We start from the raw sequence: 12,363 nt of genomic DNA on the forward strand, positions 1-12,363 counted from the left end.
TTAACGGATATTTTACCAATCGGTAACGATGATTATCGGTAAATAACAAAAAATTAAATGTCTGATTCCCATTTATTCTTAATTCGAATAATAAATTTTAAATAATTAATAATATAAAGAAAAAATAGAATAAAAATACTAACATATTGCTTAATTGGCTTAAATTGCTTCAAGACAAACTATAACCCATTAAGATTATGAATTTAATTTTTACCAAAAGGATATCATGTCTGGCCATGATATTTCTGCTTTTTAGCAGGTTTGCTTTTTCGCAAACGAATATTAGCGGAAAAGTGGTGGAAGGTTCAACCAACGAACCTTTAATTGGTGTAAGCATTCAGGTGAAAGGTAAAATTATTGGCACCATTACGGATGCAGACGGTAAGTTTAATCTGGTAACAAATTCGGTTCCGCCCTTTGCTTTAATAGTTTCTTCGGTAGGCTTTGAAAGCCAGGAAATCAATATAACCGGAGGCATTTCCAACATCGAGGTTAAGCTTGTGGAACAGGCAATTTTAGGAAAAGAACTTGTCGTCTCAGCTTCCAGAGTAGAAGAAAGTGTAATGCGTTCGCCGGTTTCGATAGAAAAAATTGATATCCGCACAATCCGGGAAACTCCACAAGCTTCTTTTTATGACGCGCTGCAAAATTTGAAAGGTGTTGAAATGAGCACGCAGTCGCTGACATTTAAATCAGTAAGTACGCGTGGATTCGGAGCCAATGGAAATACCCGTGTGGTTCAGTTAATTGACGGTATGGACAATCAGGCACCGGGCTTAAATTTTCCGGTAGGTAATGTGGCCGGTATCCCTGAGCTTGATGTTGAAAGTGTCGAGATTTTGCCGGGAGCCGCTTCTGCATTGTATGGGCCAAATGCGATCAACGGAATTATTTTGATGAACAGTAAATCTCCATTCACATACCAGGGACTGAGCGCTTACGGGAAATCAGGTGTAATGAGCGCCTCAAACCGAACAAAAACAAATACGCCATTTTATGATGTTGGTATCCGTTACGCCAAAGCGTTTAATAATCGTTTGGCCTTCAAGGTAAATGCGTCATATCTGACAGCAAAAGATTGGCAGGCAACGGATTATCGCGATCAGAGTTTGATTGGAACAACGTTGGAAAACAATAATAACAATGTCCAAAACAATCCTTATTATGATGGAGTTAACCGGTTGGGTGATGTTGGCGTGAATGTGTATAATGTACTTTATGGTAACGGAATTCCTGGAACAGGAGCTAACGGAACATCCGCAGCATTAGGCGCAATTTATTCAACTCAAATTGCACAAGCCGGTAATTTGACATTGCCTCAATTATTGGGAGGACAAACGCCGCTTCAGCAACTTGATATTGCGCGTTCAATTTTTAGTAAAGTTGTGCCTCAATATTATTTGAATGCACCCGGATATGCGGAAAATTCATTAACCAATTATCCCGCTAAAAGTTTAAAACTGAATGCTTCACTTCACTATCGTTTGAATGATAATGTTGAAGCAATCTTGCAGGCAAACTGGGGTAAAGGTTCGGCAGTGTACACGGGTGCCGACCGGTATAATATTCAAAATTTTTCTATTGGTCAGTACAAGGCAGAAGTTAAAGGGAGTAACTTTTTCGTGCGTGCTTATATGACAAGAGAGAATTCCGGAGACGCATATGCGATGGGTGTTTTGGGAAGTCTGGTGAGTCAGAGTTATCTGCAAACCGCTTTGGGTGTTGGCCTTCCTTCTTTTTTAAATACTGCCTTGACACAATATGGCGGCGCGTTATTACAGGCTTATCAGGCCGGACTTGCCGGAGGATTATCCCAGCAACAGGCTATTCAGGCAGCTTCCACGGCGGCAAATGCTTATGCAGGTGCTAATAGTACGCAATGGCTTACAACCGCATTGGCTCCGGGAATTGCCACAGCCAATCAGCAATTTTTACCTGGCGGTACGCAGTTTGCATCAACAGTTTCTGATATTAAAACAAAACCGATTCCAAACGGAGCAAAATTCCTGGATAAATCGAATTTATACCACGCCGAAGGAATGTACAATTTCACCAAGCTGGTCGATCCGAAAGTTATAGAATTAATTGCGGGTGCAAACTACCGGATTTATGATCTTAATTCAGGCGGAACATTATTTGAAACCCAGGACGGAACGCCGACAGGAAAAGAATTTAATATCCGGGAATACGGCGCTTACACTCAGGCATCCAAAAATTTTAACGACGTTTTTAAACTGACCGCTTCCGTAAGATATGATAAAAATATGAACTTCAAAGGGCAGTTCAGTCCACGTATTTCGGGAGTTTATACTGTTGCCAAAAATCATAATTTCCGTGCATCTTTTCAACGCGGTTTCAGGATTCCCACTACTCAAAATCAATATATTAATCTGTTGACGCCAAGTGTAAGGCTGGTTGGCGGACTTCCTTTGTTCCGTGAAAAATATAATATGGTGGGTAATGCTGTTTATGAACAAACGGCAATAACATCTGGCAACATACAGGATGGAACTTTGAAGCCGTACAAATTCCGGGAATGGCAGCCTGAACGTGTGCAAACATATGAGATTGGATATAAGGGAGTTATTGGAAATAAATTATATATCGATGCATTTTATTACTACAACCGTTTTTTAACCTTTGACGGAATTACGGTTCTTTTACAACGCAAAGATCCTAACGGTCCGCTTACAGATCTTCTGGATCCAACAAAAAGAAATGCTTATAGTATGCCGGTTAATGCGACGCAAACAGTAAAAAATTCGGGCTGGGGCGTTGGGCTTGATTATGTTTTGGGAAAAGGGTATACTTTCAATGGAAACCTCACCCAGAATATGCTTAACAATAATGCAGAGCTGTTGAAAAACGATCCGTCATTTGTCACTTTTTTCAATTCCCCAAAATATCGTTTCAACCTGGGTTTTTCAAATCGTGATATTAACCGGACTGGCTGGGGTTTTGGCGTTACTTTCCGGCATCAGTCTAATATGGTTTGGCAGGCAACTGTGGCGAGCATCGCAGCTAATATTCAACAAAAAACGGTTATTCCGGCATATTCAACGCTGGATGCACAAATCAGCAGAAAGGTTTCTTCTATTAAATCAATTATTAAAATCGGCGGTACAAATTTGACAGGAAAACTTTATACCACGGGTTGGGCTAATCCTTCCGTCGGAGCGATGTACTATGTATCTATAACTTTTGACGAATTATTGAACTGAAAAAAATCCGTACTACGATTTCGGCGTAGTACGGATAAATATTTTAATCAAAGTTTGAATATCTATAAAGTTTATTTTGATCCAAAAGCCAAATCCCCGGCGTCTCCAAGTCCGGGTACAATGTAGTATTGTTCGTTTAAACGTTCATCCAAAGCGCCAACCCATAATCTGCATTGCGGAACGCGTTTTTGAAGAAAATCAACACCTTCCGGACTTGCGATGACAGATGCAATATGTGTTTGAGCAGGAATTCCAAAACGTAAAAGTGCATGATAAACTTTTTCGAGCGAACGTCCCGTGGCCAACATAGGATCAATTAAAATCAGCGTTTTGCCACTCAGGTCGGGACTGGTGATATAGTCCATTTCTACTTCAAATTCATCATCTTTAAGGTTATGTCCGCGGTATGCGCCCACAAAGGCGTTATCTGCTTTGTCAAACATATTAAGAAACCCCTGATGTAAAGGAAGTCCGGCCCGTAAAATCGGGGCTAGTACAACAGTTTGAAGTAATGATCTTGAAGGTGCTTTTCCCAAAGGTGTTTCTACTGAAGTTGAGCGATAAATCAATGATTTTGAAATTTCGTATGCAAGCAGTTCGCCAACACGTTCAATATTACGGCGAAATCTCATTCGATCTTTCTGGACGTCAGAATCGCGCAGCTCAGCAATGAAATGATCAACAATGGAAGGCTTCTGGGATAGTAAAAACATAACTTTGATCTTATTTTAACCTATTGGATACAAGATATTACAATATGATTGACGAAATTTGACACTTTCGTTCAAATTAGTTGCACTAATGCCGATTTTACCCGCATAATAGAAATATTTATCTATGAACCAACGCTTCGACAAGTTCTTCTTATGTGTTTTTTTTATATTAATTACTTCATCATCCGTTTTTTCCCAGAGTTCCTTTGCTCCTATAAATGATGACTATTATCACTTAATTGATCGGCTGGAAATCAAGCGGGGAAAATTCTCCGAAGGATTTCATTCAAATGTAAAACCATTTGAGAGAAAGGCAATCGTTGAATTGACGGATTCTATACTAAAAGAGGGAAATGTATCGCTTACAGAGCGGGATTGGCAAACAATCGACTATTTGAGGGAAGATAGCTGGGAGTGGACAAAGGGTTTTGTTTCAACAGATTCGGCCCGGTCATCAAAACTTTCCCGACTGGATCCCGGAAATAAATTCGGACTTTTTAAGGGAAGGAAAAGTAACGGGCAAAGAAGATTCTGGCAGCACCCGGCCGATTTTTACAGTTATCACGATAAAGACTTCGATCTGCATTTAAATTTTACTACCAACAATTTTATAGGAAGCGACAACAATGTTAATTCTCCGCTTTGGCTGACAAGTCGCGGTGTCGAAATCCGTGGCATGATCAATGAAAAGCTGGGTTTTTATACTTATGTGAGTGATAATCAGGGCGTATTTCCAAAATACGTTATGGATTATACCAAGGCATATAATTTTCCTGGTGAAGGATTGGCAAAGAAAATCCAGAACGACAAAGGCGTTGACTTTTTTTCGGGGAGAGGATATATCACTTTCAAACCTTTGAAGGCAATCAATGTTAAGTTTGGTCATGATGTCAATGTTTTTGGCAGCGGTTACCGTTCATTATTACTCTCAGATAACAGTAGTCCTTATTTATTTCTGAGGGTTGATACGCAGCTGGGTCGTTTTCACTATACCAATTTGTGGTCAAGCATGATCAATAATCAGGAAGGCGCCAGCAAGGGTCTTTTGCGGGATAAAAAGTTTTCAGCAATACATCATTTAAGTGTCAACGTTACTGACCGTATCAATATAGGTGTTTTCGAAGCAGAGGTTTTCAGCCGGGATTCGACCAGCGGAGGTTTTGATATCAATTATCTGAACCCGATTATATTTTACCGATATATCGAATCGTATATCGGAAGCCAGGATAATGCCTTATTGGGTTTTGATTTCAGATGGCTGGTTGGGAAAAAAGGATCTATTTACAGTCAGTTTGTTTTAGATGAGTTTTTGACAAAACACATGTTTAACGGTGACGGATCATGGACCAATAAATACAGTTTTCAGTTGGGCGGGAAATATATCGATGCTTTCGGAATTCCTAATCTGGATTTACAAACGGAATTAAATATTGTGCGGCCTTATACCTATTCACATAAAGACGGCGGCCGGAATTACGTTCACTACAATCAATCACTGGCACATCCGTTAGGAGCGAATTTTAAAGAATTATTGGGAATTGTGAGATATAAAGTGACGCCCCGACTTTCGATTTACGGTACTCAGATGCTGGCAAAACAAGGAAAAGATCCAACAGGATCAGGCGCTAATTATGGTAGTAATCCACTTCTCGATTATGATACGAGAACAGCAGTAATTCCTGGAAATAATAATCTTGGACATAAAATCGGACAAGGTGTGCTGGCGAAAACTTCCTTTACAGATTTGCGTTTGAGCTATTCGCTGGCACACAATTTCTTTCTGGATGCGCGTTGTTTGTTCAGAAACATAAAATCACAAGATGTAAATGTAGCTGAGAAATCTAAAATTTTCTCTTTTGCGATCCGTTACAATATGGCTTACCGGAATCAAACTTTCTGATTTTTGTGACTTCAATATAAAAAAAACGTATTCATTAAGTATTGGGTTATTGCTGTGATTTTACAATGAAATCGTTATTTTTCATTGTTCGACTAAGAAATTATCCAATACAACGATCTCAAAAAATGGAAACCAACCCTCTTATATTACGCGATTTAATTCACCTGGCATTACAGGAAGATATCGGCGACGGAGATCATTCCTCTCTATCCAGTGTACCTGCAACTGCTATGAAAAAGGCCCGTTTGCTGGTAAAACAAGATGGAATTCTGGCAGGTGTTGAAGTAGCACTTGTTATTTTGGAAGAAACGGCAACGTTATACAATCACCCACAAGCCAAAGTTGAAGTTTTTATTCATGACGGAACGCGTATCAAAGTTGGAGATATTGTGATGGTGATTGAAGCAAGTGCGCAGCTGATTCTGAAAGCTGAAAGACTGTTGCTGAACATTATGCAGCGTATGAGTGGCATTGCTACTTATGCCCGGGAAATGGTTGATATTATTGGTGACCTTCCTGTAAAATTGCTCGACACGCGGAAAACAACGCCTAATTTTCGTTTGTTTGAAAAAATGGCGACCAAAATCGGAGGTGCAGTTAATCACAGAATGGGTCTTTATGATATGATTATGCTTAAAGATAATCATGTGGATTATGCCGGCGGAATTGAAGCAGCCATTACCAACGCAAGAAATTATCTGAAAGCCACTGGAAAGGATTTAAGAATTGAAATTGAAACGCGCAGTCTGGCTGAGGTAGATGAAGTTTTGCGTGTCGGACAGGTTGATATTATTATGCTTGACAATTTTTCACTGGAAAATATGCGTGAAGCGGTAAAACGCATTAATGGTCGCTTTGAGACCGAAGCTTCCGGAAATATTACTGAAAAAACATTACGCGCCGTAGCTGAGACCGGAGTGAATTCCATTTCAAGCGGCGCATTGACACACCAGATACAAAGTCTTGATTTAAGTTTGAAGGCTTTTTAACCTCGTAACACAAATCCGTAAAGGATGACGAAGAATAAAGAAAAATCGCACATGAAGCCAGCATACCAGCATTCATGTGCGATTTTTCGGTTAGGTGTTTTAACACTTTTTTGCATATTTATTTTTGTTAAAAATCTTTTTGCCCAGGAACCGCCGCGACCGGAAATCGATATTAACCAGTTTATCCAGGATCTGAGCCCGATTGCTACGGAAGAAAATAGTAATGAAGGTTTGTATGAATTGTTGTTTCAATTATATACAAATCCGCTGGATCTGAATACTGTGACTACGGATGAATTGACGGCGACATTAATTCTTTCAGAAACTCAGATAAAATCGTTTTTTGATTATCGTGAAAAACTTGGACCATTTTTATCCCTTTACGAATTACAGGCCATACCTGATTTTGATATAATTACGATCCGGAAATTAATTCCTTTTGTAATTGTGAGACCGAAAGCGTTGCCTTTTAAAGAATCTTTACGAAATCCTTCGCAGCATTTTTTATTGCTAAGATCCGGTCGCGTGCTGGAAACACAAAAAGGATTTACTTCAATTGACACTTCAAGTCGTTCTACCACACGTTACCAGGGGAAACCTTTGTATGGAAATATCCGGTATCGTTATGCCCGGGCTGGTTCATATAGTTTCGGTTTTGTCATGGAAAATGATGCCGGAGAAGTTTTAAGCTGGCAGCCCAAAAAACAGATTTTCGGAGCTGATTTCACCTCCTTTCATGCACAGATCATGAATCGTGGAAAACTTAAAAATCTCATTATAGGTGATTATCAAATGCAGGCCGGACAGGGTTTGGTCATGTCTGGCGGATTTTCGTTAGGGAAGGGATCGGAAGTTATCCGAACAACTTATCGAAGTACACTTGGTTTGCGACCATTTACTTCTGTTTTGGAATCTGGCTTTTTTCGTGGTGCCGCCGCTACTTATTCAGTTAAAAAACAAATGGATGTTACGCTGTTTTATTCTTACACAAGACGTGACGGAAATCTGGAAAGTAATGCGGTTGTTCAGGATGAATTAACGGTTTCAACTTTACAAATTTCAGGTTATCACCGGACAAAAACGGAACGCGAAAATCAAGGAACTATTGGTGAACAAAACGTAGGTTTTCATGCGCTGTATAAATTGTTTTCACAACGCGGCCAGATTGGAATTACGGTTTTAAATACATTTTACAGCGCAACATTACACAAGAAAGACGAACTCTATAACAAGTTTGAATTCCAGGGAAATCAAAATACGGTCATTGGAATTCATGGCGATTATCGTTGGCAGAATATGCATTTTTTTGGTGAAGGTGCAAGATCTAAAAGTGGCGGATGGGGTGGCGTAGGAGGTTTGATTGCGGGTTTGGGAAGAACAATTGATTTTACATTATTACTTCGTCATTATGACCGGAATTTTCATTCATTGTACGGCGGCTCAATAAGCGAAGCAACAAGGCCAATCAACGAAACCGGTACTTATTGGGGGCTTCGGTATTCCCCAAACCGGCGTTGGCAGTTCAGCGGATTTTATGATCGTTTTCATTTTCCCTGGTTGAAATACCAGATTAATGCACCATCTGACGGTCAGGATTATTTTCTTCACGCGCTTTGGAAACCAAATAAGAAACTGAATATGTACGCAGTATTTCATGAAAAACATAAAGCGCATAACGAACCGGGTTCTAAATTTCCAATTCCGCAGGTATTGGAAACAACGCGCCGGACAGCGATGATTAATTTTGAATATGAAGTTCCGCTTCGATTTTCAGTTCGTACGCGTTTGCAGGGCGGAGATTTCTGGTATGAGGGAAAGTCAAAATCATCGGGATTTACCATTGTTCAGGATATCACTTACCGACTTTCCAAATTGGAATTGAGTGGACGGATCGCCTTTTTTAAAACCGACGATTATGATAGTCGACAATATGTTTATGAAAAAGATATGTTGTACGCTTTTTCACTTCCCGCTTATTACGATCAGGGTATTAGGCATTATTTGATGCTTCGTTATCCTTTGACGCAAAAGATGAGACTCTGGCTCCGATGGTCGCGGACGCATTACTCAAAACTGGATGAAATCAGTTCAGGACTTAATGAGATTCAAGGGAAAAAACGAAGTGAATTGAAAGCGCAGGTCATGTATCAGTTTTGAATCGTTACTTTTGCGGATATTTTCGTTTTATAATAAAATGCATTCATGATTTGACAACGGAATTTATTTCTGAGATCAAATTTTATTGGCTTACCGCTTCGAAAACCACTTCATCATGTCTATAAATAAGGAACAGGCTTTAAAACAATATTTTGGTTACGATTCTTTCCGGCCACAGCAGGCAGAAATTATTGATACCGTAATGGCTGGAAATGATTGTCTGGTATTAATGCCGACGGGTGGTGGAAAATCGGTTTGTTTTCAAATTCCTGCCATCATGCGTGAAGGCCTGACGGTTGTAATTTCTCCGTTGATTGCCTTGATGAAAGATCAGGTTGAAGCACTTCGGGTGAATGGTGTCAATGCGGCTTTTTTAAATTCTTCACTTTCCGGAGCTGAACAGGATCAAGTCATGTGGCAGGCCAAAATCGGTGAATTAAAATTACTTTACATAGCGCCTGAGCGACTTTTTTCAGGAAATACTTTTGAGTTTTTAAGGGAATGGAATGTTTCGCTTTTTGCCATTGACGAATCGCACTGTATTTCTTCCTGGGGACATGATTTTCGTCCGGAATATCGTCAGCTAAGTGCGTTGAAAAAATATTTTCCGGAAGTTCCGGTGATTGCATTGACAGCAACTGCGGACCGTGTTACGCGCCGTGATATTTTAAAACAGATTGGAATTGAAGAGGCGCAAACTTTTATAGCAAGTTTTGACAGACCGAATTTAAGTTTGAATGTATTACCCGGAAGAGGCCGGATTCAACAAATTCAAACTTTCTTAAAAAAACATAATGGCCAGGCTGGAATCATTTATTGTCTGAGCCGGAAAGGAACAGAAACAGTTGCAGCAAGTTTGCAAAAAGCTGGATTTGAGGCTGAATTTTATCATGCCGGATTACCTTCTGAAAAGCGCTCAAAAGTTCAGGAGCAATTTTTGAGGGATGATATTCAGGTTATTGTGGCCACGGTTGCTTTTGGTATGGGTATAGATAAATCCAATGTTCGCTGGGTTATTCATTACAATTTACCTTCTAACGTAGAAAGTTTTTACCAGGAAATTGGTCGCGCAGGACGTGACGGATCTCCTTCTGATACGGTTTTGTTTTACAGTTATATGGATATCATTACCCGTCAGGAAATGATAGCCAATTCTGATCAATCGGAAGAACAAAAAGAATTATTGAATGCCAAGCTGAACCGGATGAAACAATATGCGGAAGCGGATATTTGCCGGAGAAGAATTTTGTTAAGTTATTTCAATGAAGCGGTGGAGCAGGATTGTGGGAATTGTGATGTCTGCCGAAATCCAAGATCGCGATTTGATGCCACAGTTATAGCCCAAAAAGCACTTTCAGGCATTGCCCGCACGAAAGAAAAAGTAGCAATGGGTATGCTGATCGATATTTTGCGGGGAAGTAAGAATAAAAATATTTTACAATACGGTTACGATCAACTGCCAACATTTGGGGTAGGGCGAGATATGCGTAGTGAGGAATGGGCTGAGTATATTAGCCAGTTGCTTAATTCGGGTGTGATGGATATTGCTTATGATGAAGCACATTCCTTTAAACTAAATCCGGCCAGTAACCAGGTTTTATACGGAAAAAGAAAAGTTGAGCTGGTGAGATTTATCTCGCTTTCTGAAAGAAAAGCCAAAGAAGAAGCACAACTTCCAAAGGAAAAACCAAAACAGGAAATTATCCGGGATGCACTTTTTGAGCGTCTGAGAACACTTCGTAAACAAATTTCAGATCGTATGGGCGTTCCGCCTTATGTAGTTTTCACCGATGCCACGTTATCTGAAATGGCCCAAAAACGACCAGTTTCCGAAGCACAAATGAAGGCTGTTTCTGGTATCGGTACCGAACGTTTCCGGAATTATGGAGAAACTTTTATTAAGGAAATTGTTGATTTCGCAAGAGAAAATACAAAACCCGGAACACGTGTGGCCAAAGGAATGACGTATATTGAAACCTGGGATTTATTCAAAGCAGGTTATTCTTTAAAAGTAATAGCAGAAAAGCGTGACCTGAATCCGGTTACGATTATTTCTCATTTGGTAAAATTAAAAGAAGATGGTCACGACATTAATCTGAAAGCATTAATTGACCCGGCCGTTTACAAAATCATCGTAACCGCTGCCCAGGAAATGAGTATCCGCCGAGACGAGCCATTGAAACCGCTTTTTGAATTGCTGAATGAGAAATATGATTATGGTCAGATTAAGCTGGCGTTGGCGGTTTGGGAAGAGGAGCGGGGGAATTAGATTTTGAAAGAGCGAATGCCTTACATGTATAATAGATAATGTCTTAATCCTCATTACCTTTACATTGAAAATTCACATATTATGGCAAATCCTTTTTCTCTCTCTGAAATTGATAAAATTGGTAATGCGGTAGTTTATTTAGCAGAGCGGATAAAACCTTTGTCTAAAACAAAATTGCTTAAACTGATTTCCCTGATTGAAGAATATAGTGTAAAAACCTACGGATTACCCTTTTTCAATTTAGATTTTACAGTTTGGAAATTAGGTCCTGTTTCCCGCGATATCTTTGTAGATCTTTCTTCCGACGAACCAATATTACTGGCCAAATATATCCGGACGAATATAGATGTGGATGCCAGTATTGATATATTTCCTAAGGTAGAATTTTCTGATGACGAATTTTCTGATAACGAAATGAAATTGTTGGAACATATTACTACAACTTTTAAAGACTATTCCGCCTCAGAATTGGTTCAACTCACGCATCGGAAACATTCTCTGTGGTATCTTACTGCTTTGGAACATGGTGTGCTGACATATCTCGAAGAGGATAAAATGAACTCAACAGAGATACCAATTGACTTCTCAAGGTTACTTGATGGTATGCCGGTAAAAAAGGCTATTTATGAGGATCAGAGAGATTATCTTGGAAAAAGTCAGTCATTGAAAAATTAGATACGATTGGATAAGGAAGGCGATATTTTATATTTCGACCCATTTTATTTCAAAAATGGGAATAAGTCAAAACCTAAATATTTTATTATTTTGAAGGTGATTGAGGGTAAAGCGCTATTGGCAAGTTTACCTTCCAGTTTAGATTTTCGTCCCTCTACTTTTCTTGACAACCATGGAGGTATAGAAATTCCGGAAGCATCTTTTAACTGTTATATTTTTCAGGCGAACTATAAGGTAACCACAAATAACTGGGCATTTCCACTCGATACCTATGTTTACGGACAACAAATTGATGAATATGAAATCAGTATTTGAAGGATATTTATCCTGTTGAAGGCCTGGATTATAAAATAATTGGAATCCTGTTAATTAGTGAATTTGAAAAGTTGATAAGTTGTTTTAAAAATTCTGCTAATGTAAAGCGGAAATTTAAAAGGCT

8 protein-coding genes are annotated in these 12,363 nt (G+C 39.4%); 7 read left to right on the top strand and 1 reads right to left on the bottom strand.

Features of this window, described 5'->3' with window-relative positions; all coding sequences use genetic code 11:
- The first annotated feature begins 197 nt into the window (after positions 1–197).
- Positions 198–3,221, top strand: a complete 3,024-nt coding sequence (locus tag IEE83_RS29295; protein WP_194124281.1) for a TonB-dependent receptor domain-containing protein — start codon at positions 198–200, stop codon at positions 3,219–3,221.
- 71 nt (positions 3,222–3,292) lie between these two features.
- On the opposite strand, the gene upp is transcribed toward IEE83_RS29295, so the two are convergent.
- Positions 3,293–3,934: a uracil phosphoribosyltransferase gene (gene upp, locus IEE83_RS29300; protein WP_194124282.1), complete on the bottom strand. Its 642-nt coding sequence runs from the start codon at positions 3,932–3,934 to the stop codon at positions 3,293–3,295.
- Between the two features lie 124 nt (positions 3,935–4,058).
- Between upp and IEE83_RS29305 the strand changes: the two genes are divergently transcribed.
- The 6 genes from IEE83_RS29305 (at position 4,059) to IEE83_RS29330 (ending at position 12,239) form a co-directional block, all read left to right on the top strand.
- On the top strand, positions 4,059–5,834 hold the full coding sequence (locus tag IEE83_RS29305; RefSeq protein WP_194124283.1) for a hypothetical protein: 1,776 nt from the start codon (positions 4,059–4,061) through the stop codon (positions 5,832–5,834).
- Positions 5,835–5,959: 125 nt separating this feature from the next.
- A complete protein-coding gene (gene nadC, locus IEE83_RS29310) occupies positions 5,960–6,823 on the top strand; it encodes a carboxylating nicotinate-nucleotide diphosphorylase (RefSeq protein ID WP_194124284.1) in 864 nt (287 codons plus the stop codon).
- Between the two features lie 24 nt (positions 6,824–6,847).
- Positions 6,848–8,980 (top strand): ComEA family DNA-binding protein, encoded by a 2,133-nt coding sequence (locus IEE83_RS29315; RefSeq protein ID WP_194124285.1) that lies wholly within the window; start codon positions 6,848–6,850, stop codon positions 8,978–8,980.
- 115 nt (positions 8,981–9,095) lie between these two features.
- Positions 9,096–11,249 (top strand): DNA helicase RecQ, encoded by a 2,154-nt coding sequence (gene recQ, locus IEE83_RS29320; RefSeq protein ID WP_194124286.1) that lies wholly within the window; start codon positions 9,096–9,098, stop codon positions 11,247–11,249.
- Positions 11,250–11,330: 81 nt separating this feature from the next.
- The gene (locus IEE83_RS29325) at positions 11,331–11,924 is read left to right on the top strand and encodes a Panacea domain-containing protein (RefSeq protein ID WP_194124287.1); all 594 of its coding nucleotides are present in this window, start codon (positions 11,331–11,333) and stop codon (positions 11,922–11,924) included.
- Between the two features lie 6 nt (positions 11,925–11,930).
- Positions 11,931–12,239, top strand: coding sequence for a hypothetical protein (locus IEE83_RS29330; protein ID WP_194124288.1), 309 nt, complete (start codon positions 11,931–11,933; stop codon positions 12,237–12,239).
- The last annotated feature ends 124 nt before the right edge of the window (positions 12,240–12,363 follow it).

The sequence above is a fragment of the Dyadobacter subterraneus genome (assembly GCF_015221875.1).
In the GTDB taxonomy this organism is placed as follows: Bacteria; Bacteroidota; Bacteroidia; order Cytophagales; family Spirosomataceae; genus Dyadobacter; species Dyadobacter subterraneus.

What these genes read in the sequence shown, in the direction of transcription:
- IEE83_RS29295 (WP_194124281.1), top strand. Translation starts at nt 198, where the DNA reads ATGAATTTAATTTTTACCAAAAGGATATCATGTCTGGCCATGATATTT.
- nadC (WP_194124284.1), top strand. Translation starts at nt 5,960, where the DNA reads ATGGAAACCAACCCTCTTATATTACGCGATTTAATTCACCTGGCATTA.
- upp (WP_194124282.1), bottom strand. Translation starts at nt 3,934, where the DNA reads ATGTTTTTACTATCCCAGAAGCCTTCCATTGTTGATCATTTCATTGCT.
- IEE83_RS29325 (WP_194124287.1), top strand. Translation starts at nt 11,331, where the DNA reads ATGGCAAATCCTTTTTCTCTCTCTGAAATTGATAAAATTGGTAATGCG.
- recQ (WP_194124286.1), top strand. Translation starts at nt 9,096, where the DNA reads ATGTCTATAAATAAGGAACAGGCTTTAAAACAATATTTTGGTTACGAT.
- IEE83_RS29315 (WP_194124285.1), top strand. Translation starts at nt 6,848, where the DNA reads ATGACGAAGAATAAAGAAAAATCGCACATGAAGCCAGCATACCAGCAT.
- IEE83_RS29305 (WP_194124283.1), top strand. Translation starts at nt 4,059, where the DNA reads ATGAACCAACGCTTCGACAAGTTCTTCTTATGTGTTTTTTTTATATTA.